Source organism: Aquisalibacillus elongatus, assembly GCF_003843875.1.
Taxonomy (GTDB): domain Bacteria; phylum Bacillota; class Bacilli; order Bacillales; family Alkalibacillaceae; genus Aquisalibacillus; species Aquisalibacillus elongatus.
On record NZ_RKRF01000011.1, the window covers coordinates 161,800 to 188,482 of the forward strand.

Below are 26,683 nucleotides of genomic sequence, written 5' to 3' on the forward strand. Positions count from 1 at the left end.
GACGTGAATAAAAAAGAAATGTTAGAACGCTTTTCATATTTAGAAAAACGTTTTCAAGATCTCCAAGAAGATTTTGGGACGTTGAAAAAAGATTTAGTCCAACTAGTTGAGGAAAATCATCAGTTAGCACATGAAAATCATCATTTACGTCAGCGGCTAGACAATTTAACTCCAGAAGAAAAGAAGCAAGAGATTAAAACGAATGATGATCAAAAAGGAGATGGCCAATCCTCAGTTGGAGAAGGTTATGATAACCTGGCACGTATATATGAAGAAGGCTTTCATATTTGCCATGTTTATTTTGGTACGCCGAGAGAAGAAGAAGATTGCATCTTTTGTTTAAAGTTTTTTGGATAAGAAAGAAAGGGGAAACGCACCGGGTTAACGGTGTGTTTCATTTTTGTCTAAATTTAGTTTGAAAGGGAAAAAGATAATGGTTCAGTTAAAAGATGATGAGCGTATTGATTATTTATTAGCGGATCATAAAAGGAGAATTATTCAAAGTCAGTCTGTGTTTTCCTTCTCGATCGATGCGGTATTACTGGCACATTTTACATATTTACCGATTAATCGTGGAAAAATCTTAGACTTATGCACCGGTAATGGCGTTATTCCTTTATTTTTATCGAAACAATCAAGAGTCCCGATGACCGGGGTTGAATTGCAAGAACGACTCTATGATATGGCTGTTCGCAATGTGAAGCTCAACCAATTAGAAGACCAAATTACAATGCTAAATGAAGATTTAATCGGACTTGCAAAGAAAATGGGGTATCACCGCTTTGATTTAGTAACGTGTAATCCGCCATATTTTAAAACGATTGATTTAGACAAGCGAAATAATAATGAACACTTGGCTATCGCTAGGCACGAAATTTACTGTACGTTAGATGATGTTTTAAAGTCTTGTAGTGAGCTAGTGAAGTCAGGTGGCAAAGTATCCATCGTTCATCGACCAAACCGATTAGCGGAGATTTTTGAAGCGGCTAGAAAGTATAAGCTTGAACCGAAGCGGATGCAACTTGTCCATCCGAAAGAAGGACGTGAGGCGAATATTGTCTTAATCGAGTTTATCCGTGACGGAAGCCCAGAGATGAAAGTGTTGCCGCCGATTTATATACATGATGAGGATGGTAACTATACAGAGAAAGTCGCCAAGATCTTATATGGCGAAGAAGGGAGTCGTTTGCATGGTCCAAATTCAAAAAAGTTTCGACTCTGATGAGCCTAAGTTATATATCGTACCTACACCTATTGGCAACTTAGATGATATGACGTTTAGAGCCGTTAAGACGTTAGAATTGGTCGACCTAGTCGCGTGTGAGGATACTCGGCAAACGAAAAAGTTACTTCAGCATTTTCACATCGAAAAGCCGTTAGTAAGCTATCATGAACATAACAAGTACCAACGAGAAGAATCGTTGATTGAAAACTTAAAAGAAGGAAAATCCGTCGCATTAGTCAGCGATGCGGGCATGCCAATTGTATCAGACCCTGGTTACGAGCTCGTTAGACGGACAAGAGAAGAAGGAATCGATGTTACCGTACTACCAGGGGCGAATGCAGCTTTAACCGCTTTAGTCGGTTCAGGCCTTCCATCTGAAACGTTTACGTTTTATGGGTTTTTACCTCGGAAGAAAAAAGACATGATTGCAGAATTAGAGAAACTAGGTCACGTTGATCACACATTAATTTTTTATGAATCGCCACACCGGATTAAACAAACCTTAGAAAATTTACATCAAGTATATTCGAAAGAGCGAATGGTAACGCTAGCTAGAGAGTTGACGAAGAAGTTTGAGGAATATATATACGGAACATTAGATGAAGTTTATGCGTACATGCAATCGAATGAAGCGGAATTGCGAGGGGAGTTCTGCATCATTGTAGAAGGTATGAAAGAGTTTGAGAATGAAGAAAGTGCTTGGTGGCATGATTTAACGTTACATGAGCATGTCCAGCATTACTTAGATCAAGGTCAGTCAACGAAAGATGCCATTAAAATGGTTGCAAAAGAACGTGGGGAGTCTAAGAATGATCTATATCAACGTTTTCACCAAAAATAAAAAGGTTACAGCCTAAAGCTGTAACCTGGTTTAATCATTTATAAGTTGAATTTCTTTTGTATTTCTTCAACTAATTGTTGTGCGCCTTCCTTACTTAAAACAATATTGCCTTCACCTACAGGTTCGTTATTATCAGAAATTTCACCTGTAATGTCGCATGCCATGTAAGGCTTGTACTTTTTGAGGACAATTTTGTCGTCATCAACATAGATTTCTAGGGAATCTTTGACGTTAATATCTAGTGTACGACGTAATTCAATCGGAATAACGACTCTCCCCAGTTCGTCTACCTTTCTTACAATGCCAGTAGATTTCATCTTTTTCTCTCCTCTCGATCATAGTTTCGCTATCTTTTCGATGATAGATTACCATTGTTTAATTTGGAAGTCAATCAAAAAAATTCCATTACTGTCAAGTATCTATATCTGTTTTTAAAAGCAGCAACAGTTGAATTTTTTCTTTGTTATGGAAATAATAAAATGAAATAGTTACAATAGTATCTAGCATCTATACAATAGTTTACCAAATATCTGAAAAATAAAAAATAAATACATACTAAATATTTTTAAGGAGGTCACACAAAATGCCCGAAGAGAAGAACACGTTTTATATCACTACACCTATTTATTATCCTAGTGGAAACTTACACATTGGTCATGCTTATACGACTGTTGCAGGAGACGCAATGGCACGTTATAAACGATTAAGAGGCTACGATGTCATGTATCTCACAGGAACAGACGAACACGGTCAGAAGATTCAGCGGAAAGCAGAAGAGGATGGTGTTACACCTAAGGAGTACGTGGATAACATTGTAACTGGTATCCAACAATTGTGGGATAAGTTAGACATCTCTCATGATGATTTCATTCGTACAACGCAAGATCGTCATAAACAGGTTGTTGAAAAGATTTTTGATCGGTTAGTCAAACAAGGAGATATTTATCTTGATGAGTATGAGGGCTGGTATTGTACACCGTGTGAGTCGTTCTTCACGGACCGACAATTAGAAGACGGCAATTGCCCGGATTGTGGACGTCCAGTTGAAAAGGTTAAAGAAGAATCTTATTTCTTTAAAATGAGCAAATACGTGGATCGGTTAGTTGAGTTTTACGATGAAAATCCTGAGTTTATTCAACCGGAAGCGCGTAAAAACGAAATGTTGAATAACTTTATTCGTCCAGGGCTTGAAGATTTAGCTGTTTCGCGTACAACAGTTGAATGGGGAATAAAAGTTCCTGGAGATCCTAAACATGTGATTTATATATGGATTGATGCTTTAACAAACTATATAACGGCATTAGGTTACAACACAGACAATGATGAGTTTTACCAGAAATACTGGCCAGCTGACGTACATTTAGTAGGTAAAGAAATCGTTCGCTTTCATACGATTTATTGGCCAATTATGTTAATGGCATTAGACTTACCGTTACCTAAGAAAGTGTTTGCTCACGGTTGGCTACTTATGAAAGACGGTAAAATGTCGAAGTCGAAAGGTAATGTAGTGGATCCGGTTGATTTAATCGACCGCTATGGGTTAGATGCTTTACGTTATTACCTTTTACGTGAAGTGCCATTCGGTTCTGACGGGGTTTTCACACCTGAAGCCTTTGTTGAACGTACCAATTATGACTTGGCGAATGACTTAGGGAACTTGCTGAACCGTACAGTTGCGATGATTAATAAATATTTTGACGGGGAGATCCCAGCAATTAAGCCGAATGAAACAGAATACGATGAGAATCTTAAACAGTTAGCTGCGCAAACACGTGATGAGGTTGCAGAAGCGATGGAACATATGCAATTCTCAGTTGCGTTATCAACGCTATGGCAGTTCGTCAGTCGAACGAATAAATATATTGATGAAAATGAACCTTGGGTGTTGGCAAAAGATGAATCTAAGAAAGCACGTCTTGGAAACGTCATGGCTCACCTAGTTGAATCCTTACGTCAAATCGCGATTATGTTACAACCATTCCTAACGTCTACACCGAATAAGATTTTTGAACAGTTAGGTATTCAAGATGAACAGCTACAAACATGGGAAAGCTTAAATCAATTTGGTGTCATTGAGAATGGAAAAGTCGTTAAGAAAGGTAAACCAATCTTCCCTCGTTTGGATACAGATGAAGAAGTTCAAGCGATCAAAGATATGATGACTAAAAACGCTAAACCTAAGGCTGAGGAAGAAGAATCAAAAGAAGAAGAGTCTGAAGAAATTACAATCGATGATTTCTTTAAAGTAGACCTTCGTGTAGCTGAAGTAGTAAAAGTGGAAAAAGTTAAGAAAGCAGATAAACTGTTAAAACTTCAATTAGATGTTGGGGATGAAAAACGACAAGTCATCTCTGGAATTGCAGAACATTATACGCCAGAAGAGTTAGTTGGACGTAAAGTCGTGCTAGTAGCAAACCTTAAGCCAGCTAAATTACGTGGCGAATTATCCCAAGGTATGGTGTTAGCAGCTGAAGATGATGAAGGTAACCTATCATTAACATCAGTCGATCAAACCTTACCAAATGGTTCAAAAGTTAAATAGACATTAAACAGGGGGCGGATTTATTCGTCCCTTTTTATTCAGAAAACCTGCTGAAAAACCTGTAGATACTCAAAGGATATAGGAGTGAACATAATGTTATTTGATACACACGTCCATTTAAATGCAGATCAATTTATGGAGGACCGAGACGAAGTTATTCAACGTGCGCTTGATACAGGCGTAACTCAAATGGTTGTCGTTGGCTTTGACCGTAAAACGATTCCGCTTGCGCTTGAAATTGCAGAGCAATATGATTTTATTTATGCCGCTGTTGGCTGGCACCCGGTAGACGCGATTGATATGACCGATGAGGACTTAGATTGGATTGAAGAGTTAAGCGACCATCCAAAAGTAGTTGCTATTGGTGAGATGGGCCTGGACTATCACTGGGATAAATCACCCCATGATGTTCAAAAAGAAGTCTTTCGTAAACAAATTCAACTAGCTAAAAAAGTAAATATGCCGATCATTATTCACAATCGAGAAGCAACGGAAGACATTGTCCAAATTTTAAAAGAAGAACATGCAGAGGAATGTGGCGGCATCATGCATTGTTATAATGATGTTGTAGATTATGCGAAGGAGTGTTTAGACCTCGGTTTTTACATCTCCTTAGGTGGACCTGTGACGTTTAAAAATGCCAAAGATCCTAAAGTCGTTGCTGAAGAAGTACCTTTAGATCGACTGTTAATTGAGACGGATTGTCCATTTTTAGCCCCTCACCCAAATCGAGGAAAACGCAACGAACCAGCATATGTCAAATTAGTAGCTGAAAAAATTGCTGAGCTAAAAGGTATTTCTTTAGAGGAAGTGGCGAGTCATACGACTCAAAATGCTAAAAAAGTATTCTCAATTAGTTAGATGTGGACATAAATATTTTTTACACGCGTAGGTATAAAAGAGGCATCGTTTGACTACAATGCTGATACATACCTAACGCGTGTTTTTTGTAATATTTTCTTAATATTCCGCCTTAAGCCTGATGTATCAAGGGATGTAGCTACAGAATCTATGAAAATAGTTGGGTATGAATTGACTTTCAGGACAAACGTCCATATAATCAAAACCTAGATAAGGAGGCTTAATTATGAGCGTCACAGGGGGTGCGAACCCAGTGAAGAAGCGGTTTGACATTAAAAAGACTCTATTAATCTTGTTAACTGCAGTCGTTTTAGTCGGCATAACGAGTTACATAGCATACGAGACGATCACAGCAGAAGTTACAGTCGTACAAAACGGTGAAGAAGTTGAGAAAACAACAGCTGCTAATAATGTTAATGAGTTAATGGATGAGTTAGGAATAGATGTATCTAAACATGATGAATTGTCTGTCAGTCTTGAAGATGAATTGACAGATGGAATGGTCATTGAGTATAAAGAGGCACAAGAAGTCAATGTAGCAATTGACGATCAAGAAGAGACGTATTACACGACTCAAGAACAAGTAAAAGATTTTTTAGAAGAAGAGTCAATTGACTTATCAGACCATGACCAAGTGTCAGTAGATTTAAATGCTGAGATTAAAGACGGTTTAAAAATTGACATTGACCGAGCTTTTGAAGTCACCGTGAACGATGGCGGAGAAGAGCATACAGCTATGGTCACGAACCAAAGTGTCGGTGAATTATTAAAGGATTTAAACATTGAACTGAGCGATCATGATCAAATCAATGCCGAATTAGATGACTCAGTTCAAAATCAAAGCTCTATAGATATAGTACGTGTAACAAAGGAAAAAGTTACAGAAGAAGTAGAAATACCTTATGAAACAGTTAGAGAAAATGATTCTGACTTGTTAAGAGGAAACCAGGAAGTCGTTAAGTCTGGTAAAGAAGGTAAAAAAGTTGAAACGTATGAAGTGACCAAGGAAAATGGCGAAGTTGTCTCAAGAGAGCTTGTCGATGAAGAAGTGGTTGAAGACAGTGTTAACCAAGTAGTCGCTGTTGGAACAAAAGCTCCAGTGACCTTAGTCGATTCTAAGGGTGAATGGATGAATTTCACTTCTACCAAGTATACAGCTTTCTGTGATGGTTGCACAGGAAGTACTGCTACGGGTGTCGATGTTTCTAACACGATTTATTATAATGGCATGCGCATTATAGCAGTTGACCCGAGTGTTATTCCTTTGGATTCAATCGTAGAAGTTAAAGTTGGTAATAATACTTTTAAAGCTATTGCTAAAGATACAGGTGGTGCCATTAAAGGTAAGAAGATTGATATATTAGTAGATTCCAAACAAGAAGCTTGGAATTGGGGTTACCGATCCGTCCAAGTAAGAATGCTTAAAGAAGGATAATTAAACTTTAAGGATAATCCTGCTATACTAAGGATTATCCTTAATTTTTGTTTGTTAAAACCCGTTGTTGTATAGTGATTCGCTTTCGGTGGCGCTTTCCGCGGGCACGGCCTCAACTTCCCAAAGCTCACTGCCGTTTCGCTTTGCGTGATTTTCGGCTCGTGCTGTTCCCGCAGGAGTCGCCATCTTCGCTCATCACTAAACAACAACTGAGCACTTTATTCTCACCTTATTAGGAGTATATAATAATGAAAATTCAAGAAGTTATTGTAGTTGAGGGTCGTGATGATACGGCTCGGATTAAGCTTGCGGTTGAGGCTGATACAATTGAAACAAATGGTTCAGCGATTAATACATCCGTCTATAACCAAATTCGCCATGCCAAAGACAAACGTGGTGTCATTGTGTTTACCGACCCAGATTATCCTGGTGAGCGGTTGAGGCGTTTAATTGATGAGCATGTTCCAGGCTGCAAGCATGCTTTTTTGCCTAAACGAAAAGCGTTAGGTAAAAATGGTGTTGGAATTGAACATGCTTCTGTTCAAGATATTCGAGAAGCACTTCAACAGGTGTATCATCTTTCGGATGACTCTGAGCAGACGACTGACTGGCAACCTTTATTATTACATTATGGCCTGATCGGTGGTGCGAAGGCCAAGGATAGACGTGAGAAGCTAGGCGAACGTTTAAATATTGGTTATGCTAATGCTAAACAGCTATCGAAACGTCTACATATGTTTCAAATAGAGGAACAAACGTTTATTAATGCTATGGAGGAAATCTTAAAGGAGGAACCCAAGTGAGTAAGCCGATTGCAACGTTATCTAGAACACGCGAGATTATGAAGCAGTATGAATTAGGGTTTAAGAAAAGTTTAGGTCAAAATTTTATTATTGATGCTAATATTTTAAAAAAAATCGTTGACCAAGCAGGGATTGATGAACATACGGTTGCTGTTGAAATCGGTCCTGGAATCGGTGCATTAACGGAGCAATTGGCTTTGAAAGCTAAGCAGGTGTTGGCGTTTGAGATTGATCAACGTTTTATTGACGTATTAGATGATACGTTAAATCCATATGACAACGTCGAAGTTTTTCACCAAGATATTTTAGAGGCTAATCTTTTACCGTTTTTGAACAAGCATGTTGAAGAGGGAAATTCTGTTAAAGTAGTTGCCAATTTACCGTACTATATTACGACACCTATTTTAATGAAGTTATTAAGAGAGCCATTACCGATTCATTCTATGACGGTTATGATGCAAAGAGAAGTCGCCGACCGGATGGCGGCATCTCCTAATACGAAAGAATACGGTTCATTATCGATTGCGGTCCAATATTATACCGATTCAAAAGTGGTCATGACTGTCCCTAAGACGTGTTTTATCCCGCAACCGAATGTAGACTCGGCTATTTTACGATTAATTAAACGCGATCAGCCGCTAGCCAACGTTAAAGACGAAGCGTTATTTTTTGAAATTGTCCAAGCCAGCTTTGGCCAGCGTCGAAAAACGATAAAAAATAATTTGCAACGCGCATTTATAGACCGGTTTTCCAAAGATATGATTCAACAGTGGTTTGAAAAATCAGGCATTGAACCCTCTCGCAGAGGAGAGTCGCTATCTATTGATGAATTTGCTGTATTAGCTAACGCTTGCCATGATTTAATTCAAACTGAATAGGCACATTTCATCCCCTTTTTCAATATCGTATAAGAGAAGGATATTGAGAAGGGGATTCTTTTTATGAAGTGGCAAAAAGGTGATGTTGTAACTAGACATTCATACGATCACGATTTATTATTTCGCATTCAGCGAGTTGATCAAAAGCACGCCATTTTGTTTGGCGAAGATTTTCGTCTTAGAGCGGACGCGCCATTAAGTGATTTAAAGCTGGTTAATGAGAGCGATCGTTTCCTAAGACGCAAAGAAATGAAAATGGAAGAAGACTTATCCTATCGAATGTTTCGTCAAGATTATTATTTGCGCTCATTTCGTGATTATTCACAGCCTACGTCTGAGAAAGAACAATCCATTTCTCAGTTTCGAATTTGCCCGAAAGTATTGCACATCGACGGTGATTCACTGTTTTTGAAGAAATGTATACAGTTGTATAAAAGATTAGGGCTACAAGTACATGGTATGTATGTTGAAGAATCAGAGATGCCTGAGAAAATCAAACCGTTAATGCAAAAAGTTCAACCAGATATTTTAGTGATCACAGGTCATGATTCTTATTCAAAACAAAAAGGTACTGAATCCGATATTAGAGCTTATCGTAATAGCAAATATTTTGTGGAGGCTGTAAGAGAAGCAAGGAAAATTGAAGCTAACCTAGACCAACTAGTGATTTTTGCGGGCGCTTGTCAATCGCATTTCGAATCCCTAATTAAAGCAGGAGCGAATTTTGCCAGTTCACCAACGAGGGTTAATATTCACGCGTTAGATCCGGTTTATGTCGTAGCGAAAGTGGGCTATACACCATTTTTAGAAAAAGTAGATATTTTTGATGTGCTTAACAAAACCATCACTCGTGAAAAAGGCATCGGAGGCATTGAAACAAAGGGGTTATTTCGAGTTGGGCTACCTTACATGAAGGAATTACCAAAAACTAACGAAAAAACAAAAGATGAATAGACTATAGTAAGTGCTTTTTATACACCAATATGGCGGGAAAGTTTCTGGAAAATAGATGTATGATTTTAGAAAACTAGGTAAAATTAAAAAAAGATTAAAATTTTGTTGACATGCACTCATGGCAGTTGTTATAATATTTATCTTTATTTGACTTTTTGGCCGTTGGTGTGGTATATTATTCTTAGTGAGGTGGAGTCTAATGGGAAAAACATTGGCTGAAATTAAACAAGTATTGGATCACAGAATAGGTGAGCGTTTAACGCTTAAAGCTAACGGAGGACGTCGTAAAACGATTGAACGTTCAGGTGTTTTAGCTGAAACGTATCCTTCCGTTTTTATTGTTGAGCTCGACCAAGAAGAGCACAACTTCGAAAGAGTTTCTTACAGTTACACAGATGTGTTAACTGAAACAGTTGAAATTACCTTCACAGACGAAGTCACCAAGATGGCATAACCCATAGCATTTAAAAACAATTTCCCCATCCATTTCCATTATTCTTTTGCAGCAACTACATATACTAAGAGTGTCGTAAAACACGACAAAGGAGTTGTGATTTCCGATGGGAAGACGAAGAGGCATTATGTCAGATCGTTTTAAGGAAGAGATCGCAAAGGAATTAGGTTTTTACGACACGGTACAAAAAGAAGGATGGGGTGGCATTAAGTCTCGAGATGCTGGAAATATGGTCAAAAGGGCTGTAGAGATGGCACAAGAGCAAATGCAGAACAAGGATAGGTCTTAATGGCCTATCCTTTTTTAGTATAAATAAACCATTGAACTACCTTTTGTTGGTTATAAAAGGGATTATTTATGGAAGCGGTGTATTGTGATACAATTTGAGAGAAAACTTGAAGAAGGTGAAGCAGATGATTTACGAAAAGGCACCAGCCAAAATTAATTTGACCTTAGATGTTTTACATAAGCGCGATGATGGTTATCATGAGGTTGAGATGGTTATGACAACAATTGATTTAGCAGATCGGTTGTCTTTTGAAATCATAAATGGAAATCGTGTAGAAATTGCTTCAGAAAACCGTTTCGTACCTAATGACAAACGTAATTTAGCTTATCAAGCAGCAACGCTCCTCAAGGAACGCTTTAATATTCAGAAAGGCATTCGCATTTTTCTGGATAAACATATTCCAGTTGCTGCTGGCTTAGCTGGTGGAAGTAGTGATGCTGCTGCGACGCTAAGAGGTGTAAACCGACTTTTTGACCTAGGTTTAAGCCTTGAAGACCTACAGGAGATTGGAGCTGAAATTGGCTCAGATGTCCCATTCTGTGTCATGGGAGGGACGGCCATTGCTAAAGGACGTGGTGAGAAGCTCACGCATCTTCCTTCGCCGCCTCCTTGCTGGGTTGTATTAGCAAAACCAGATGTCGGGGTGTCGACAAAAGATGTTTATGGAAAAGTTAATTTACAAAACATGACACATCCTAATAATGAGGCTTTAGTTCAAAGCCTTAAAAAACAAGACTTTTATAACATGTGTCAACAATTAGGGAATGTATTAGAACCTATAACCATGGACATGCATTCGAGGGTTAGACAAATCAAGGAGCGTATGCAAAAAACTGGCGCGGACGGTGTTTTAATGAGTGGAAGCGGTCCGACAGTATTTGCCTTGGTATCACGAAAAGAAAAAGCTGACAGAGTCTATAACAGCTTAAGAGGTTTCTGCTCAAATGTATATTCAGTCAGAATGTTACGCTAATGTATGGATTTCACCTTATTTTCATGGTATATTGATTAATATTATTCGGATTTTGAGGTGAATCAAATGAAACGTAGTGAGCGGTTAGTTGCTATGACTAACTTTTTTATAGAAAACCCTAAGCAGCAATTTTCTCTTCCTTTTTTCGTGGAACAATACGATGCGGCTAAATCATCCATTAGCGAAGATATAGATATTATAGATGACATGTTTCAAAGAATGGGAATCGGCCGATTAACGACAGTTCCAGGTGCTGCTGGAGGTGTTCAATACATACCGGATTTATCGAAAAATATGGCTCATCAATACATGAATGACCTTATTGAACGTCTGCAAGATTCATCACGAATCCTACCAGGCGGGTACATTTATATGAGTGATGTCCTGGGTGATCCTAAATTTGTCCGTCAAATTGGACAAGTCTTTGCTTCCGCTTTTCAAGATCAGCATATTGATTATGTGGTGACGGTTGCAACGAAAGGAATCCCTTTAGCTTATGCTGTAGCTCAGGTTATAGGTGCACCTGTAGTCATTATTAGACGCGACCCAAAAGTTACAGAAGGCTCAACGGTCAGTATTAATTATGTATCAGGATCATCAAGAAAAATTCAAACAATGGTGCTCTCAAAGCGAAGTATCGAAGAGGGGGCTAATGTTCTTATATTAGATGACTTTATGAAAGCTGGTGGAACAGTTCAGGGCATGATGAACTTAATGAACGAGTTTGATGCAAATGTACAAGGAATTGGTGTATTAGCTGAAGCAGATGATGAAGACGAAGATCGAAAAGTTCATAACTATACATCGTTGCTTAAATTTACTGAGCTTGATGAGGTAAAACAATCCATAAATGTAGAAAAGGGAAATTATTTTCAATCATAGTTTCCCTATTTCTCTAAAAGATTCCTTTTCTTTACAACTTTTTTAAATTTTTTTATAAAAATTTGCAGGAAAATTTAAAAACTTGTGGAAATGAATATCATAAGTCCTTATTTTTTAGGTTGACTTAGTTCTTTATTCAATCTATTTTCTCGATGCTTTACCTTGATTTATATTTTTCAAAAGGTGGTGAGACATAATGCAAGTAACTGACGTAAGATTGCGCCGTGTGAACACGGATGGTCGCATGCGTGCTATCGCATCGATCACAATGGACGGGGAGTTTGTTGTTCACGACATTCGCGTGATTGACGGCAACAATGGCTTATTTGTAGCTATGCCAAGCAAACGAACTCCAGATGGGGAATTCAGAGACATCGCTCACCCTATCAACTCTGACACACGTGGTAAGATTCAAGATGCAGTCTTAGAAGAATACCACCGCGTCGGTGAGGAAGTTGAATATGAAGAAGCAGGTGCTTCTTAATAGTGATGTTTAAAGCCTAATCGTAATTGATTAGGCTTTTTTTGTGATTAATTTCCCCTCTCACAAAATTGTTAATCTTTTAGCACCAGTTAAGTTGCAAGCACAATTATTTTAAGATATATTCAAAAGTGGATGTATGTGTTGGAGGGAATAACTTATGTCAAATAGATATGCCGTTGTACTTGCAGCGGGTAAAGGTACAAGAATGAAGTCATCTTTATATAAAGTGCTCCATCCTGTTTGTGGCAAGCCGATGGTCGAGCACGTTGTCGATCAATTAAGCCATTTAAACTTAAATCAAATCATTAGTATTATTGGTTTTGGATCTGACTTAGTTAAAGAGCAGTTAGGAGACCGAACGAAGTATGCTTTTCAAGAAGAGCAACTTGGTACGGGTCATGCGGTTCAAATGGCAGAATCTTATTTGAAAGGTCAAAAAGGTACCACGATTGTTGTATGTGGTGATACGCCATTATTAACGGCTGAAACTTTACAGAAGTTAATGGACCAACATGAAGAAGAACAAGCACAAGTATCAGTGTTAACTTCAAAGTTAGATGACCCAACAGGGTATGGTCGAGTGATTCGAAATAGTCAGAATGAAGTTGAAAAAATTGTTGAGCAAAAAGATGCCAACGAAGAAGAAAAAGCGGTAAATGAAATCAACACGGGAGTGTATTGCTTTGATAATGAGCTCTTATTTGACGCATTAGACCATGTTTCTAATGATAACTCCCAAGGTGAATACTACTTACCAGACGTTTTATCAATCGCAAAAGAACGTGGCGAAAAAGTTATTGCTTATACGACACCAAATTTTGAAGAGACTATAGGTATTAATGACCGCGTAGCGTTATCTAAAGCAGAGAAGACAATGCAAACACGCATTAATGAGTACCACATGCGTCAAGGTGTGACACTTATTAATCCTGAACATACGTATATCGGGCCTGATGTTCATATTGAATCTGATGTTACAATTGAACCTGGATGTCAAATTACTGGTGAAACGACCATTAAAACAGGTTCTCACATTGGTTCAAATAGTGAAATTACAGATAGTATCATTGGTGAGAATTCACTTGTTAAACAAAGTGTCGTTACCAATAGTCAAGTTGGTCGCGAGGTTAATATTGGGCCATTTGCTCACATTCGTCCAGAGAGTGAAGTTGGCGATCAAGTTAAAGTTGGAAACTTTGTCGAGGTTAAGAAATCACAACTTGGCACTAATAGTAAAGTCTCCCACTTATCTTATATTGGTGATGCGGATGTTGGAAAAGATGCGAATATTGGTTGTGGTACTATTACCGTTAATTATGACGGGAAGAATAAGTATAAAACCATTATAGAAGATGAAGCTTTTATCGGTTGTAACTCTAACTTAGTGGCTCCAGTAACCGTTAAAAAAGGTGCATACGTTGCTGCTGGTTCAACGATTACTAAAGATGTACCAGAGAAGGCTTTATCCATCGCGAGATCGCGTCAGGAAAACAAAGAAGGTTATGTCGAACGTTTAAATAAACGTCAATAATAAATCTTTTGGAGGTTCCCTAATTTATGTCTAATCATTACAATGACCCTTACTTAAAAGTCTTCACCCTAAAATCGAATCCTGAACTTGCTCAGGAAATTGCTGAACACGTTGGTGTTGAACTCGGAAAAAGTTCTGTAAAACGCTTCAGTGATGGTGAGGTCCAAATTAATATCGAGGAAAGCATTCGCGGTTGTGACGTGTTTGTTGTACAATCCACATCTGAACCAGTGAATGAACATATAATGGAACTACTTATCATGGTAGATGCCTTAAAGCGTGCTTCAGCTCGCACCATTAATATTGTCATGCCTTATTATGGTTATGCTAGGCAAGACCGTAAAGCACGTTCTAGAGAACCAATCACCTCTAAACTAGTGGCTGATCTAATAGAGACGGCCGGTGCTGATCGTGTCATCACACTAGACTTGCACGCTTCACAAATTCAAGGATTCTTTAACATCCCAATTGACCACTTAGTTGGTGTTAAGCTGTTAGGTGAACATTTCCTAGAGAAAAATCTTGAAGATGTTGTAGTTGTCTCACCAGATCACGGTGGTGTAACAAGAGCTAGAATGCTAGCTGACCGCTTAAAAGCGCCAATTGCAATTATCGACAAACGACGTCCTAAGCCAAACGTGGCAGAAGTCATGAACATTGTCGGTAACGTAGAGGGAAAAACAGCTATTTTAATCGATGATATTATTGATACAGCTGGAACCATCACTCTAGCAGCAAATGCGATGATGGAAAATGGTGCAAAAGCAGTTTATGCTTGTTGTACTCACCCAGTGCTATCAGGGCCAGCTATTGAACGAATCGACAATTCAAAAATTAAGGAGTTAGCGGTAACGAACAGTATTCCGCTATCAGAAGAGAAACAATCACCTAAGATTAAACAACTTTCCGTAGGTAAATTAATTGCAGAATCGATTAAGCGCGTGCACGAGCACCGCTCGATCAGCTCACTTTTTGACTAAAGATTTTACATCTAAGTTTAAAAAGGTATAATAGAGGGTAGATGAAAAATTAGAGTTTTTAAAAATACGGAGGTTGAATATCATGGCAGCAACTATAGAAGCCAGAGACAGATCTGATTTAAGAAGATCACAAACAAAACAATTAAGAAAAGAAGGATATGTACCTGGAATTGTATACGGTAAAGGTAAAGAGCCTGTAACTGTTGCAGTTGAAGGTATCGAGTTAATCAAGAACGTACGTGAAGAAGGCCGTAACGCGGTTTTCTCATTAAAAGTTGAAGGTAAAAATGCATTAGACGTTATGCTTTATGACTATCAATCTGACATGGTTAAGAATGAGTTAATTCATGTTGATTTCTATCAAGTGGACATGTCTACAGAAGTAGATGTTGAAGTTAATATCAACTTTGATGGGGAAGCACCAGGTGTTAAACAAGGCGGTGTGAAGCAGCAAGCGATGCACACACTAAACGTTCGTGCAACACCAAAAAACATTCCAGAAGAGATCAAAATTGATATTTCTGAATTAAATATTGGTGACAGTGTTCTTGTTAGTGACTTAAAATCTGGTAAGAACTTTGAAATTTTAGATGAAGATGATACAACGATCATCACGGTTTTACCACCTCAGCAACAGGATATTCCTGAAGAGGGTGAAGAAGGCGCTGGAGATGAACAAGCAGAGCCTGAAGTCATTAACGAAAAATCAAAAGATGATAACGAAGAATAAAATAACTTCTGTTCTAGAGTGAGTTGTAAAAAAGTGAATTATCACTGAGTTGTTGTATTGTGATGAGCGGAGGTGGCGACTCCTGCGGGAACAGCACGAGCCGAAAATCACACAAAGCGAAACGATAGTGAGCTTTGTGAAGTTGAGGCCGTGCCCGCGGAAAGCGTCCATCGGAAGCGAATCGCAATACAACAACAGACTCATACAGAGCTCATTTTTTAAAAAGTAGTCATAATAAAGATCGAAGTCACAATGTTAGGCTTCGATCTTTTCTTATGTCAATTTTTACATTCTGGCTTCATTAAATGTTAGGATAAAGTAAATGGAATGAATAGAATGTGATGTGAGAACCATATTTGTAAAAGGAGTCGCATAAAATGAAGTGTATTGTTGGATTAGGGAATCCTGGATTTAAGTATCGAAAAACTCGCCATAATATCGGTTTTATGGTCGTGGATCATATAGCATCTGAAAATGGCTGGAAGATTAACAAAAGTGGTTTTGAATCTCACTATACGATTGAATTTTTAAACGGAGAAAAAGTGATGCTCGTTAAACCACAAACGTATATGAACTTATCCGGCAATGCGGTGAAAAAGATTGCAGATTACTACGATCTTGACCCACAAGACATAGTCGTCATTTATGATGACCTTGATTTACCAACTGGAAAAATTCGTTTGCGTCAAAAAGGTGGCCATGGAGGTCATAATGGTATTCGCAATATTATTGATCAATTAAAAACAAAAGATTTCAACCGTATACGATTTGGGATTGGGCGTCCGGATTCGGACCTTCCAGTCGTTGATTATGTGTTAAACAAATTTCCGAAATCTGAGAAAAAGACAGTAGAAGAAGCAATAGAAAAATCAAATCATGCCTGTGAGGACTGGGTGGAGAAGCCATTTTTAGAAGTGATGAATACGTATAATACTTAACGTTTTTGTTGCATAAATCTCCTTGATTTTGGCAAACCTATTTAATAGTTTGTCAAAGGAGGTTTTGACGTGTCTATTACGATGAAATGCAGGCATTGTCAACAGTATATGGGAGCTGTTGATGATGAACAACGGGTCTATGAACTGTTAGGTCAACAACCTGCAGCATTAGATATTGTTCAGATGAATGATGAAGGTGAAGTGTTCGTTCAACTCGTGTGTGAGCATTGCGAGGAAATCTTAACACAGAATCCCAATTTATTTGAAAACGATACATTCATACATTAATCATAGGCTTTGGTTCATGCCAAAGCATTTTTCTGTTGAAGAGAAGCGATCAAGGGGGAGACATTGTTGCAAAATATAAAGGAATATTTCACGTTACAAGACGATATCGTCAACTTAATTGAAGGTCTTGATAGTGGGATGAATGAACAGCTCATAGCTGGATTAACAAATTCCACAAGGCAAGTGTTAGCAACAGCTGTACATGAGGCAACAGAACGTCCATTGCTGTATGTAACTCATAATCTAACACAAGCGCAAAAAGTCTATGAAGAACTGCTAGCGTTATCAAAGCATGACCAAGTTCTACTCTATCCAGTCAATGAATTATTAGCAGCCGAAACAGAAACTGCCTCCCCTGAATTAAAAGCGCAACGACTCGAGGTTTGGGAAAGATGGCAACAACAAAATCAGGGCATTTTAGTCGCCCCAATTGCTGCTTTAAAGCGTGTGTTACCACCTGTGGGAGCGAAGGAACTAGCAACTGTTGAAATACAATCTGGTCAGGAATATACTTTCGAACAGACAATTGAGCGGTTTGTTTCCATGGGCTATAAATTATCAGATATAGTGACTGCTCCGGGTGAGATGAGTCGACGCGGTGGAATTGTCGACCTTTACCCTTTAACTGAGAATTATCCAATTCGAATTGAATGGTTTGATGATGAAGTTGAGTCAATCCGTTATTTTGATGCAGATAACCAACGGTCTAAAGAAGAGTTAGATTCAGTCGTCATTGGGCCCGTTGATGAATTTACCTTATCTCAAGATCAGATGGACCTAGCTGCTGAAAAACTTCGGAAACTTTTAGCGAAGTCTTTGAAGAAGCTAAAAGACGAAGAAGCACAAGAGAAATTACAAGAGACAATTCATTATGATATAGAACGCCTGGAGCAGGGAGAACAGTTTCCTGGCATGATTAAATACTTATCCCTACTCTATGATGACGTACATAGTTTAATAGACTATTTACCTGAGAACACAATGGTCGCTTTTGATGAGATGAGTCGGGTGATTGAAACAGCAGAACAATTAGACCGAGAAGAAGCCAATTGGTATACGGATATGTTAGAAACCCAGTCAATCGTAAATGGCCTCACGTTAACCTTTGACTGGGCTACTATCATGCAAAAAATTAATCAACCGAAGCTTTATTTCTCGTTATTTTTAAGGCATATTCCAAATACGAAGCCTGAGAATATTATTAATATCTCAAGTAGACAAATGCAGACATTCCATGGGCAAATGCCGATGTTAAAAGGGGAAATCGACCGTTGGAGAAACGCCGATTATTCGGTCGTCATTTGTGCAGCTGATGAAGAACGAATGGATCGTATCGTTAGAGTTCTATACGATTATGATATGACAGCGCACAGAGTAAGTCAGGAACATTCCTTACCTGTTCAAGAGCCTGTTGTCGTTCAAGGGAATCTGAATCAAGGGTTTGAAATGCCAGCTTTTAAACTGGCTGTCTTAACAGAAGAAGAGTTATTTAAGAAACAAAAACCTAAAAAGCGTAAAAAGCGACAAAAAATTTCGAATGCAGAGCGGATTAAAAGTTATCAAGAGTTGAAAACCGGCGACTATGTGGTTCATGTAAACCACGGTATCGGTAAATACTTGGGAATCGAAACATTAGAAGTTGATGACAAGCATAAAGATTTCATGGTCATTAACTACTCCGGTAATGACAAGCTTTATGTTCCAGTCGATCAAATTGACCAAGTCCAAAAGTATGTCGGGTCAGAAGGGAAAGAACCTAAACTTTACAGACTGGGTGGAAGCGAGTGGAAGAAAGTTAAGTCACGCGTTAAGTCATCAGTTGAAGATATTGCAGATGATTTAATCAAGCTTTATGCAGAGCGTGAGGCGTCTAAGGGACATGCGTATTCTAAAGATACTGAGATGCAGCGTGACTTTGAAGCAGCATTCCCTTATGAGGAAACAGAGGACCAGATTAGATGTATTGATGAAATAAAACAGGATATGGAACGAGAGCGCCCGATGGACCGCTTATTATGTGGTGATGTTGGTTACGGAAAAACAGAGGTCGCTATTCGGGCTGCTTTTAAAGCGGTTATGGATAATAAACAAGTTGCGGTATTGGTACCAACCACAATTTTGGCTCAACAACATTTCGAGACGTTTCAAGAGCGTTTCCAGGAGTTTGGCGTCAATATTGGACTATTAAGTCGCTTTAGAACACCGAAACAACAGAAAGAAACGCTAGATCAATTGAAAAAAGGATTAATTGATGTTGTGATTGGCACGCATCGAGTATTATCTAAAGATGTACAGTTTAAAGATTTAGGATTGTTAGTCGTAGATGAAGAACAGCGTTTTGGTGTTAAACATAAAGAGAAAATTAAACAGTTGAAAGCAAATGTGGACGTTCTAACATTAACGGCAACACCAATCCCTAGAACCCTTCATATGTCAATGGTTGGGGCAAGAGATTTATCAGTTATTGAAACACCGCCTGAAAATCGTTTTCCGATTCAAACGTATGTTGTCGAATATAATCCGGCATTTATTCGGGAGGCGATTGAGCGAGAATTAGCCCGTGGCGGACAGGTGTTTTTCTTATACAATCGTGTTGACTTAATTGAAAAAATAGCAGCAGAGATTGATGTGTTAGTTGATGATGCGAGAGTTAATTATGCACATGGCCAGATGAATGAGCGGCAATTAGAAGGGATTATGTTTGATTTCTTAGAAGGTAATTTTGACGTGTTAGTGAGCACAACGATTATTGAAACCGGTGTGGACATCCCGAATGTCAATACGCTGATTGTTTATGACGCAGATAAGATGGGGCTTAGTCAGCTTTATCAATTAAGAGGACGTGTGGGTCGTTCAAATCGTTTAGCCTATGCTTACTTTACGTATCAGCAAAACAAAGTGTTATCAGAAGTCGCAGAAAAAAGACTTGAAGCCATAAAAGAGTTTACGGAGTTAGGCTCTGGCTTTAAGATTGCGATGCGAGATTTATCTATTAGAGGTGCTGGTAATTTACTTGGGACTGAGCAACACGGGTTTATTGATTCAGTCGGTTTTGATATGTATTCTAAAATGTTAAATGATGCGATTAAAGCAAAACAAGAAGGAATAACCTATGAAGAGACGAAGCCGTTTGAAGTTGAGATGGCATTAAATCTTGATGCTTATATACCATCTGAGTATATACCAGATGAAGCTCAGAAGATCCAAATGTATAAACAAATCCAAGCGATCGAGAGTCTTCAAGATATATATGATTTAAAAGATGAGCTATTAGACCGTTTTGGAGAATACCCGCAAGAAGTCGAAGACCTACTTCAAGTAGCACGGATTCGTTTGTATGCCAAACAAGAGCGTATAGAGCATGTGGATGAGCGTAAAAATAAAATTGACCTTTTAATGGACCCTGAGGAAAGTCAAAAAGTTGATGGGGCAGAATTGTTTGCGTTAGCTAATGAATACGGGCGAATGATACAGCTTGGAACCGAAGGACAGAAGTTAAAAGTAGCCTTTCAATTTCAGCATCAAAAACGAGAGGAACGCTATAATCTTTTAGAGGACTTCCTTTCAAAGCTACATCAATCAAAAAAACAGCCTAGTTATGAATAGATTACGCTTCTTGTTTCATACTAAAAATTACTAGCAGGTGTCGAGCGGGTCGAATCGTCACCAATGCAAGTACACCACAGAAAGCGGGGATTTCAAGAAATGAAAGCAACAGGAATTGTGCGCCGTATTGATGATCTCGGCAGAGTTGTTGTCCCTAAAGAGATTAGAAGAACATTACGAATTCGTGAAGGTGATCCGTTAGAAATTTTTGTGGATCGCGAAGGAGAAGTCATTTTAAAAAAGTATTCGCCTATCAGTGAACTTAGTGAATTTGCCCAAGAATATGCGCATGCACTCTTTGATTCTCTTGGACAGAAAATTTTAATTTCGGATCGTGATGAGATTATTGCTATCGCAGGGGCTTCCAAAAAGGAATACTTAAATAAAAATATCGGTAAAGAACTTGAAGCGGCGATGGATAAGCGAGAGGGAAAAGTTGAAAAGAACGAATCGACAGTTGAAATCGTTGAAGGTCATGAAGAATCGGTCTCATCGTATCTTATCCAACCTATTGTATCAAATGGTGACCCAGTTGGGAGTGTCATTCTCCTGATGGAAAAAGGGTCGTTATCAGATGTTGAAGAGAAAGTGTGTCAAGCTGCAGCTAATTTTTTGGCGAGACAAATGGAATAATATTTTCAGCAGTAAGGGTGGGCTCCCTTACTGTTTTTTTTGTGTATGACGTCATCAACGTTGAGGTGTTAGTCTATGCTATAATGGGGAAAAATAGATTAGGACGGAGTAGTCATGAGTCATCAGGCATTATGGGTAAGGGGAGCACTTTTCTTATCAATCGCAGGTTTCTTAAGCAAAGTTCTCGGTATGGCTTATCGCGTACCGCTTCAAAATATTGCAGGCGATGAAGGTTTATATATATACCAACAAATATATCCAATCTTATCAATTGCCATTATATTATCAGTTTATAGTCTTCCGAGTGCTATTTCACACATTGCAGTTAATGATCACAAGTCGAATGTGGTCCGCATACCTCATGTTGGCATGTTATTTATGGTTTTATTTGGTGCAGGAATGGCTTTTTACATAGCTATATTTTTAAGTGCTGATTTGTTGGCCGCTTGGATGGGAGATCCTGAATTAAGTCGTGCTTTAAAAGTAGCCGGAGGTATGTTTCTGTTAATTCCTGTAACGGCTCTTTTTAGAGGTTTATTTCAGAGTTTATCCTTATCGCATATCGTGGCAGCATCGCAAATCATTGAGCAGTTTTTTCGTGTTATAGGTATTATTGGTGCCACTTTTTTCGTCGTTTATGTTGGGAGAGGATCTTTGTATGCCATTGGGTCTTACACAGCTTGGGCGACTATTGGTGGTACTGTTATCGCAAGTTTTGCTTTACTATGGTTGTATAAGCGGAATGCTCATCGATTTAGTCGCAACCGACTTAACCTTAATAAACGTGTGATTCAATCCTTATTGATAGGGATGGCAATCTATAGCGTCAATTACATGTTGCATTTAGTTCTTCAATTAGTTGATGTATTCACATTAGTGGAGTTACTTGAGACATATGCTTACCGTTTTGATGAAGCTAAAGTTGAAAAAGGCGTTTTTGACCGTAGTCATTCACTCATTCAATTAGGCCTTGTTTTAGGGTCTTCATTAGCTTTGGCGTTAATACCTGAAGTTCATCAAAACCATATGAAACAGGGATTAGCATTTAAATGGACGTTTGTATTGTCATTATCAGCTTCTGTTGGTTTAATCGCAGTTATGCCTTATTTAAATCCACTATTATTCAAAACAAAAGACGGCATGTTATCAATTCAACTGATGATGTTATTAGTTTTTCTACTATCGATGACAGTTGTTGTTTCCGTGTTTTTACAAGCATATGATTATCGAGTGAAACAGTTTAAGTGGATTTTGTTGATGGTTGGTTTAAAATATGCACTAAACTTACTATTAATCCCAACTTTTGGATTGATAGGGGCCAGTGTGGCTTACATAGGAGCTGTTGGCCTATTGTTAGCGATCTTATTATGGAAGTGGAAAACGATCACAAAGATAAAAATATCTTATGGTTTTATTATAAGATCCTTAACATTAATTAGTGTGATGGGCATTGTCGTCTATGGAATGCAAAGTTTATTTAATGTGAGCGACAGACTACTGATGCTTCCAATTGTGATAGGGCTATGTCTATTAGGCGTTGTGATGATTATAATGGGACTATGGTTTTTAAATATTTTTTCGAAAAAAGAATGGGAGCACGTCCTAGGAAAACATCGTGAAAGGGGTTCGTCATAATGGGTTCAATTAAGGTAATAGGACTTGGAACAGGAACGATTGATCAGCTGCCACTTGGACTATACAAACAAATAGTTAACGGTGAGCAAACCGTATATACGAGAACACTAGACCATCCTGTTGTTGGGCAATTGAAGGCAGAAGGTGTCACATTTGAGTCCATGGATAATGTCTACCTTGCACACGAGGATTTTGAATCCGTTTATAATAACATTTCAAAATGGTTAGTCGAAAAAGGGCAAAACGAAGACATTATCTATACCGTACCAGGTCATCCAATGGTTGCGGAACGAACAGTTCAATTATTATTAAGTCAAGATCAAGTGCATGTTGAAATATTAGGTGGACAGAGTTTTTTAGATACCATTTTTACAGCTGTTCGTATTGACCCGGTTGAAGGGTTTCAATTCTTAGATGGGACAAGCTTGAACCGAAGTCAAATTGAGTATCGCCAACATTTAATTATTGGACAAGTGTACGATTCCTTAGTAGCATCCGAAGTAAAACTAACGTTAATGGAAGATCTACCTCATGACTATCCAGTTAAGGTCATCCAGAAGGCTGGCTCATCAGAGGAAAACGTCAAAACGGTTCCACTTTATGAATTGGACCGTCATTTCGAGTTTTCAAATTTAACAACGTTATATGTGAAACCAGCAGATGATGAATTATTGCATCACCAATTCCGATCGATCCGTGAAGTCATACGTGTTTTAAGAGGGCCGAACGGCTGCCCGTGGGACCGTAAACAGACGCATGAATCATTAAGAAAGTTTTTAATAGAAGAAGCCTATGAAGTGATTGATGCGATTGGAGAAGAAGACGATGAACACATCGCAGAAGAATTAGGTGATGTGTTACTTCAAGTAATGCTTCATAGCCAAATCGCAGAAGACAACGGTTATTTTACAGTAGACGATGTGATTCGTTCGATTACAGATAAAATGATTGAGAGGCATCCACACGTTTTCGGTGATGTAGATGTTTCTTCATCAGATGAGGTTAAAGTGAATTGGGAAGCCATTAAACAGAAGGGTAAACCGAAGGCTGCATCAGCATTAGACGATCTCAACGAATCCCTACCACGTTTATTATTTGCCTTAGAGATTCAAAAGAAAGTCTCTAAAGTAGGGTTTGATTGGGATGATGCGGATTTAATGTTTGATAAAGTAAAAGAGGAAATAGAGGAGTTTGAAGAGGCGTTATCGAATGGTTCTATTGATGAAGCGGAACTAGAATTTGGAGATTTACTATTTTCATTAGTCAATGTTGCAAGGTTTTACAAGATCGACCCAGAAGTTGCCCTGCATAGAACCTGTGATAAATTTATTAAACGATTTCAAAACTTGGAAAACATGATGGAATCAGAGAATGTGTCGATTGAAGAGGCATCATTAGAAGTTATGGATCAATATTGGGAAAAAGCAAAACAATTATAAGGAGTGTCAACATGAGAGTTGATAAGTTTTTAAAACTTTCGCGTTTAATTAAACGACGAACCGTAGCAAAGGAAGTGGCAAGCCAAGGAAGAATTGAGTTAAACGGCCGTCCTGCAAAAGCATCAACAGAGCTTGAGGTCGGAGATGAGTTACGCATTCGTTTTGGTCATACGTTGCTAACCATTCGAATTGATCGTGTAACAGAACAAGTTAGAAAAGGCGATGCAAGTTCGTTATACACCGTTGTAAATGAGGAAAAAGTAGAGCAGTCACAAGCGGATTAATTCTTAAAAATAGTGCTAAACTCGTCCTTCTTATCATAGGTATAGTGATAGGAGGGATCGGACATGCAGTATGAATCTAATTTAATGAATCAAGAGCGTCAAAATGAAAAGGATCATGAACTTAAATTAATTAATCGCAGACGTTTGGAGTTAAGAGGAGTCAAAGATGTAGACAGCTTTGATACAGAAGAATTTTTACTACAGACAACATTAGGTTACTTAGTTGTACGTGGTGAAAACTTGCATATGAAAAATTTAAACGTTGAAGAAGGTCTGTTAACGATTCAAGGGAAAATTGAAGCCTTTAGCTACATCGATGATCACCAAGGGAATAAAGGTAAAGGCTTCTTAAACAAGTTATTTAAATGAACCTAGACACACAGTTTTTGACGTTAATAACCATGGTGGCCTCAGGTGTCGTAGTATCAGCTTTGTATGATACGTACAAGCTGTTGCTACGCCCTGACTCCTATTCGAGTCGTGTGATCGTCGATACGTTGTTTTTCTTAACACAAGGCTGTCTCGTGTTTTATTTGCTCTTCCTAACAAATGGCGGTATCATTAGATTTTATTTATTCTTGGCTGTTTTACTAGGTATTTCAGCTTATTTTGCACTTTTTCAAACGATTTTTCTTGCAGTATTAGAACGTTTAATACGAGTATTAAACCGTGTTTACCAATTAATTAAGCGGTTAATATATAATTTAGTTTTACGCCCCTTATTCTGGGTTATACAAATATTAGTCACCATTTTAGTAGGAATTTTAAACTTTGTGTGGAAGATGGTAAGTATCATCTTTCGTGTCATTTGGTTTCTCTTAGAACCATTAATACCACAATTTATACAAAATTACCTACTGAAATGGCTGGCTGATTGTAGTAAAATAGTAACCAAAGCTAAAAAGGGGATTTATACCCTTTTAAGAGTAAGGAGGCGAAAAAATGGCGAGGCCAACTCGAAGTAAACGTAATGTGACTAAAATTGAATCTCAATACGTTCAAGAAAAAGAACAACAGTTGGCAACAAAGTCTAAGGAGAAAAAACGACTGTTTCGCCGTTTGATCGCTTTTGGTGTGCTCTTTTCGCTGGTTATGGGATTTTTATTAGTAAATCACATTAATCAGAGAGCTCAAATGGAGGAAAAGCAAGAGGAATATCACGAGAGGGTTGCGACATTAGAGGAGTATAAAGAAGAGAACCAAGACTTACAGAGAGAAGTAGAATTGTTGAGTGATGTTGAGTACATTCTACAAATCGCTCGAAAAGACTATTTTTTCTCAAAAGATGGAGAAATTATCTTTAAACTTCCAGATGAGGACCCTTCTTATTGACACTTATTTCTCTACTTATATATAATATATAAGAATATATCTTTTAAAATTTTAAGGAGGAGCATTTCTTTTATGTCAGTTGAAGTAGGCAGCAAGTTGCGCGGTAAAGTTACCCGCATAACAAACTTTGGAGCATTTGTGGAATTACCAGAGGGCTCCACAGGTTTGGTGCATATTAGCGAAGTCGCTAATAAATTTGTGAAAGACATTAATGAGCACCTAACTGTTGGTGACGAGGTAGAAGTTAAGGTGTTAAACGTTGAAGATGACGGGAAAATTGGCTTATCGATTAAGAAAGCTAATGAAAATCATGAGAAGCAAAACCAGAAGAAGCGTAGTGAGAGCTTCGAATCCAAAATGAATAAGTTTCTAAAAGATAGCGAAGATAAGCTAGCTTCATTGAAGAAGCATACGGAATCCCGTCGTGGAGGTCGAGGTGCTAAAAGAGGATAACTTGCTGTCGAAAAGAAAGATTTGTGAGTCAATGAAATCATATAAGGGAATTACGAGCTACCTATGTTTAAGTAGGTAGCTTTTTTATTAGATTAGATAGTATAAATTTTTGCCCCGCAGAACCCTGTTTCTGCGGGCTTTTTAAAAGTGTTGACGGAGTTGTTGAATGGTGATTCGCTTTCGGCGGACGCTTTCCTGGGGGCGCGAGCTCAA

29 protein-coding genes are annotated in these 26,683 nt (G+C 38.3%); 28 read left to right on the forward strand and 1 reads right to left on the reverse strand.

All coding sequences use genetic code 11. The annotated features are described in order from the left end of the window. Positions 1 to 18 precede the first annotated feature (18 nt). From EDC24_RS11975 to rsmI, 3 genes are all read left to right on the forward strand, one after another. Positions 19 to 357: an initiation-control protein YabA gene (locus tag EDC24_RS11975; RefSeq protein ID WP_425455190.1), complete on the forward strand. Its 339-nt coding sequence runs from the start codon at positions 19 to 21 to the stop codon at positions 355 to 357. Positions 358 to 433: 76 nt separating this feature from the next. Continuing rightward, positions 434 to 1,222, forward strand: a complete 789-nt coding sequence (locus tag EDC24_RS11980) for a tRNA1(Val) (adenine(37)-N6)-methyltransferase (protein WP_124222915.1) — start codon at positions 434 to 436, stop codon at positions 1,220 to 1,222. After that, a complete protein-coding gene (rsmI, locus tag EDC24_RS11985; RefSeq protein ID WP_124222917.1) occupies positions 1,191 to 2,066 on the forward strand; it encodes a 16S rRNA (cytidine(1402)-2'-O)-methyltransferase in 876 nt (291 codons plus the stop codon). Before EDC24_RS11980 ends, rsmI begins: the two co-directional genes overlap by 32 nt. A gap of 38 nt (positions 2,067 to 2,104) precedes the next feature. On the opposite strand, the gene EDC24_RS11990 is transcribed toward rsmI, so the two are convergent. Next, positions 2,105 to 2,383 carry a transition state genes transcriptional regulator AbrB gene (locus EDC24_RS11990; protein ID WP_124222919.1) on the reverse strand — a complete coding sequence of 93 codons (279 nt, stop codon included), beginning with the start codon at positions 2,381 to 2,383 and terminating at the stop codon, positions 2,105 to 2,107. Positions 2,384 to 2,649: 266 nt separating this feature from the next. Here EDC24_RS11990 and metG point away from each other — a divergent pair, with 266 nt between their 5' ends. From metG to EDC24_RS12115, 25 genes are all read left to right on the forward strand, one after another. Then, the gene (metG, locus tag EDC24_RS11995; RefSeq protein ID WP_124222921.1) at positions 2,650 to 4,608 is read left to right on the forward strand and encodes a methionine--tRNA ligase; all 1,959 of its coding nucleotides are present in this window, start codon (positions 2,650 to 2,652) and stop codon (positions 4,606 to 4,608) included. Positions 4,609 to 4,701: 93 nt separating this feature from the next. After that, on the forward strand, positions 4,702 to 5,469 hold the full coding sequence (locus EDC24_RS12000; RefSeq protein ID WP_124222923.1) for a TatD family hydrolase: 768 nt from the start codon (positions 4,702 to 4,704) through the stop codon (positions 5,467 to 5,469). A gap of 226 nt (positions 5,470 to 5,695) precedes the next feature. Beyond that, on the forward strand, positions 5,696 to 6,904 hold the full coding sequence (locus EDC24_RS12005) for a G5 and 3D domain-containing protein (protein ID WP_124222925.1): 1,209 nt from the start codon (positions 5,696 to 5,698) through the stop codon (positions 6,902 to 6,904). Positions 6,905 to 7,152: 248 nt separating this feature from the next. Next, positions 7,153 to 7,707, forward strand: coding sequence for a ribonuclease M5 (gene rnmV / locus EDC24_RS12010; protein ID WP_124222927.1), 555 nt, complete (start codon positions 7,153 to 7,155; stop codon positions 7,705 to 7,707). Further along, the gene (gene rsmA / locus EDC24_RS12015; protein WP_124222929.1) at positions 7,704 to 8,585 is read left to right on the forward strand and encodes a 16S rRNA (adenine(1518)-N(6)/adenine(1519)-N(6))-dimethyltransferase RsmA; all 882 of its coding nucleotides are present in this window, start codon (positions 7,704 to 7,706) and stop codon (positions 8,583 to 8,585) included. Before rnmV ends, rsmA begins: the two co-directional genes overlap by 4 nt. A 63-nt stretch (positions 8,586 to 8,648) precedes the next feature. After that, positions 8,649 to 9,539, forward strand: a complete 891-nt coding sequence (gene yabG, locus EDC24_RS12020; protein ID WP_124222930.1) for a sporulation peptidase YabG — start codon at positions 8,649 to 8,651, stop codon at positions 9,537 to 9,539. 199 nt (positions 9,540 to 9,738) lie between these two features. After that, on the forward strand, positions 9,739 to 9,993 hold the full coding sequence (gene veg / locus EDC24_RS12025) for a biofilm formation stimulator Veg (protein ID WP_054754934.1): 255 nt from the start codon (positions 9,739 to 9,741) through the stop codon (positions 9,991 to 9,993). A gap of 106 nt (positions 9,994 to 10,099) precedes the next feature. After that, positions 10,100 to 10,282 carry a small, acid-soluble spore protein, alpha/beta type gene (locus EDC24_RS12030; protein WP_124222932.1) on the forward strand — a complete coding sequence of 61 codons (183 nt, stop codon included), beginning with the start codon at positions 10,100 to 10,102 and terminating at the stop codon, positions 10,280 to 10,282. 124 nt (positions 10,283 to 10,406) lie between these two features. Beyond that, positions 10,407 to 11,255 (forward strand): 4-(cytidine 5'-diphospho)-2-C-methyl-D-erythritol kinase, encoded by an 849-nt coding sequence (gene ispE, locus EDC24_RS12035; protein WP_124222934.1) that lies wholly within the window; start codon positions 10,407 to 10,409, stop codon positions 11,253 to 11,255. 66 nt (positions 11,256 to 11,321) lie between these two features. Further along, positions 11,322 to 12,137, forward strand: coding sequence for a pur operon repressor (purR, locus tag EDC24_RS12040; protein ID WP_124222935.1), 816 nt, complete (start codon positions 11,322 to 11,324; stop codon positions 12,135 to 12,137). Positions 12,138 to 12,333: 196 nt separating this feature from the next. Beyond that, positions 12,334 to 12,621: a septation regulator SpoVG gene (gene spoVG, locus EDC24_RS12045; protein WP_124222937.1), complete on the forward strand. Its 288-nt coding sequence runs from the start codon at positions 12,334 to 12,336 to the stop codon at positions 12,619 to 12,621. A gap of 157 nt (positions 12,622 to 12,778) precedes the next feature. Next, the gene (gene glmU, locus EDC24_RS12050) at positions 12,779 to 14,152 is read left to right on the forward strand and encodes a bifunctional UDP-N-acetylglucosamine diphosphorylase/glucosamine-1-phosphate N-acetyltransferase GlmU (protein ID WP_124222939.1); all 1,374 of its coding nucleotides are present in this window, start codon (positions 12,779 to 12,781) and stop codon (positions 14,150 to 14,152) included. 26 nt (positions 14,153 to 14,178) lie between these two features. Next, the gene (locus EDC24_RS12055; protein ID WP_124222941.1) at positions 14,179 to 15,132 is read left to right on the forward strand and encodes a ribose-phosphate diphosphokinase; all 954 of its coding nucleotides are present in this window, start codon (positions 14,179 to 14,181) and stop codon (positions 15,130 to 15,132) included. A gap of 82 nt (positions 15,133 to 15,214) precedes the next feature. Further along, positions 15,215 to 15,862: a 50S ribosomal protein L25/general stress protein Ctc gene (locus EDC24_RS12060; protein WP_124222943.1), complete on the forward strand. Its 648-nt coding sequence runs from the start codon at positions 15,215 to 15,217 to the stop codon at positions 15,860 to 15,862. 377 nt (positions 15,863 to 16,239) lie between these two features. Continuing rightward, positions 16,240 to 16,800 (forward strand): aminoacyl-tRNA hydrolase, encoded by a 561-nt coding sequence (pth, locus tag EDC24_RS12065; protein WP_124222945.1) that lies wholly within the window; start codon positions 16,240 to 16,242, stop codon positions 16,798 to 16,800. A gap of 69 nt (positions 16,801 to 16,869) precedes the next feature. Further along, positions 16,870 to 17,088: an anti-sigma-F factor Fin gene (locus EDC24_RS12070; protein WP_124222947.1), complete on the forward strand. Its 219-nt coding sequence runs from the start codon at positions 16,870 to 16,872 to the stop codon at positions 17,086 to 17,088. 66 nt (positions 17,089 to 17,154) lie between these two features. Further along, entirely contained in the window at positions 17,155 to 20,694 is a 3,540-nt protein-coding gene (mfd, locus tag EDC24_RS12075) for a transcription-repair coupling factor (protein WP_245998155.1), read from the forward strand. A gap of 99 nt (positions 20,695 to 20,793) precedes the next feature. Further along, entirely contained in the window at positions 20,794 to 21,327 is a 534-nt protein-coding gene (gene spoVT / locus EDC24_RS12080) for a stage V sporulation protein T (RefSeq protein WP_124222949.1), read from the forward strand. Positions 21,328 to 21,441: 114 nt separating this feature from the next. Continuing rightward, positions 21,442 to 22,962 carry an oligosaccharide flippase family protein gene (locus EDC24_RS12085; RefSeq protein WP_124222951.1) on the forward strand — a complete coding sequence of 507 codons (1,521 nt, stop codon included), beginning with the start codon at positions 21,442 to 21,444 and terminating at the stop codon, positions 22,960 to 22,962. Then, on the forward strand, positions 22,962 to 24,401 hold the full coding sequence (yabN, locus tag EDC24_RS12090) for a bifunctional methyltransferase/pyrophosphohydrolase YabN (protein WP_124222953.1): 1,440 nt from the start codon (positions 22,962 to 22,964) through the stop codon (positions 24,399 to 24,401). Before EDC24_RS12085 ends, yabN begins: the two co-directional genes overlap by 1 nt. 11 nt (positions 24,402 to 24,412) lie before the next feature. Next, a complete protein-coding gene (locus EDC24_RS12095) occupies positions 24,413 to 24,685 on the forward strand; it encodes an RNA-binding S4 domain-containing protein (RefSeq protein ID WP_124222955.1) in 273 nt (90 codons plus the stop codon). Between the two features lie 63 nt (positions 24,686 to 24,748). Then, entirely contained in the window at positions 24,749 to 25,054 is a 306-nt protein-coding gene (gene yabP, locus EDC24_RS12100; protein ID WP_124222957.1) for a sporulation protein YabP, read from the forward strand. Beyond that, positions 25,051 to 25,650 (forward strand): spore cortex biosynthesis protein YabQ, encoded by a 600-nt coding sequence (yabQ, locus tag EDC24_RS12105; protein ID WP_124222959.1) that lies wholly within the window; start codon positions 25,051 to 25,053, stop codon positions 25,648 to 25,650. The genes yabP and yabQ overlap by 4 nt, the downstream gene beginning before the upstream one ends. Beyond that, positions 25,628 to 26,017, forward strand: coding sequence for an FtsB family cell division protein (locus EDC24_RS12110; protein WP_124222961.1), 390 nt, complete (start codon positions 25,628 to 25,630; stop codon positions 26,015 to 26,017). The genes yabQ and EDC24_RS12110 overlap by 23 nt, the downstream gene beginning before the upstream one ends. Positions 26,018 to 26,089: 72 nt before the next feature. Further along, positions 26,090 to 26,470: a S1 domain-containing RNA-binding protein gene (locus EDC24_RS12115; RefSeq protein WP_124222963.1), complete on the forward strand. Its 381-nt coding sequence runs from the start codon at positions 26,090 to 26,092 to the stop codon at positions 26,468 to 26,470. Positions 26,471 to 26,683: the final 213 nt, after the last annotated feature.

What these genes read in the sequence shown, in the direction of transcription:
- EDC24_RS11980 (WP_124222915.1), top strand. Translation starts at nt 434, where the DNA reads ATGGTTCAGTTAAAAGATGATGAGCGTATTGATTATTTATTAGCGGAT.
- EDC24_RS12110 (WP_124222961.1), top strand. Translation starts at nt 25,628, where the DNA reads ATGGCGAGGCCAACTCGAAGTAAACGTAATGTGACTAAAATTGAATCT.
- EDC24_RS12030 (WP_124222932.1), top strand. Translation starts at nt 10,100, where the DNA reads ATGGGAAGACGAAGAGGCATTATGTCAGATCGTTTTAAGGAAGAGATC.
- pth (WP_124222945.1), top strand. Translation starts at nt 16,240, where the DNA reads ATGAAGTGTATTGTTGGATTAGGGAATCCTGGATTTAAGTATCGAAAA.
- EDC24_RS12085 (WP_124222951.1), top strand. Translation starts at nt 21,442, where the DNA reads ATGAGTCATCAGGCATTATGGGTAAGGGGAGCACTTTTCTTATCAATC.
- yabG (WP_124222930.1), top strand. Translation starts at nt 8,649, where the DNA reads ATGAAGTGGCAAAAAGGTGATGTTGTAACTAGACATTCATACGATCAC.
- EDC24_RS11990 (WP_124222919.1), bottom strand. Translation starts at nt 2,383, where the DNA reads ATGAAATCTACTGGCATTGTAAGAAAGGTAGACGAACTGGGGAGAGTC.
- veg (WP_054754934.1), top strand. Translation starts at nt 9,739, where the DNA reads ATGGGAAAAACATTGGCTGAAATTAAACAAGTATTGGATCACAGAATA.
- yabP (WP_124222957.1), top strand. Translation starts at nt 24,749, where the DNA reads ATGCAGTATGAATCTAATTTAATGAATCAAGAGCGTCAAAATGAAAAG.
- spoVT (WP_124222949.1), top strand. Translation starts at nt 20,794, where the DNA reads ATGAAAGCAACAGGAATTGTGCGCCGTATTGATGATCTCGGCAGAGTT.
- spoVG (WP_124222937.1), top strand. Translation starts at nt 12,334, where the DNA reads ATGCAAGTAACTGACGTAAGATTGCGCCGTGTGAACACGGATGGTCGC.
- EDC24_RS12060 (WP_124222943.1), top strand. Translation starts at nt 15,215, where the DNA reads ATGGCAGCAACTATAGAAGCCAGAGACAGATCTGATTTAAGAAGATCA.
- yabN (WP_124222953.1), top strand. Translation starts at nt 22,962, where the DNA reads ATGGGTTCAATTAAGGTAATAGGACTTGGAACAGGAACGATTGATCAG.
- EDC24_RS12055 (WP_124222941.1), top strand. Translation starts at nt 14,179, where the DNA reads ATGTCTAATCATTACAATGACCCTTACTTAAAAGTCTTCACCCTAAAA.
- EDC24_RS12115 (WP_124222963.1), top strand. Translation starts at nt 26,090, where the DNA reads ATGTCAGTTGAAGTAGGCAGCAAGTTGCGCGGTAAAGTTACCCGCATA.
- purR (WP_124222935.1), top strand. Translation starts at nt 11,322, where the DNA reads ATGAAACGTAGTGAGCGGTTAGTTGCTATGACTAACTTTTTTATAGAA.
- yabQ (WP_124222959.1), top strand. Translation starts at nt 25,051, where the DNA reads ATGAACCTAGACACACAGTTTTTGACGTTAATAACCATGGTGGCCTCA.
- rnmV (WP_124222927.1), top strand. Translation starts at nt 7,153, where the DNA reads ATGAAAATTCAAGAAGTTATTGTAGTTGAGGGTCGTGATGATACGGCT.
- rsmI (WP_124222917.1), top strand. Translation starts at nt 1,191, where the DNA reads ATGGTCCAAATTCAAAAAAGTTTCGACTCTGATGAGCCTAAGTTATAT.
- EDC24_RS12000 (WP_124222923.1), top strand. Translation starts at nt 4,702, where the DNA reads ATGTTATTTGATACACACGTCCATTTAAATGCAGATCAATTTATGGAG.
- glmU (WP_124222939.1), top strand. Translation starts at nt 12,779, where the DNA reads ATGTCAAATAGATATGCCGTTGTACTTGCAGCGGGTAAAGGTACAAGA.
- EDC24_RS12095 (WP_124222955.1), top strand. Translation starts at nt 24,413, where the DNA reads ATGAGAGTTGATAAGTTTTTAAAACTTTCGCGTTTAATTAAACGACGA.
- ispE (WP_124222934.1), top strand. Translation starts at nt 10,407, where the DNA reads ATGATTTACGAAAAGGCACCAGCCAAAATTAATTTGACCTTAGATGTT.
- EDC24_RS11975 (WP_425455190.1), top strand. Translation starts at nt 19, where the DNA reads ATGTTAGAACGCTTTTCATATTTAGAAAAACGTTTTCAAGATCTCCAA.
- EDC24_RS12005 (WP_124222925.1), top strand. Translation starts at nt 5,696, where the DNA reads ATGAGCGTCACAGGGGGTGCGAACCCAGTGAAGAAGCGGTTTGACATT.
- metG (WP_124222921.1), top strand. Translation starts at nt 2,650, where the DNA reads ATGCCCGAAGAGAAGAACACGTTTTATATCACTACACCTATTTATTAT.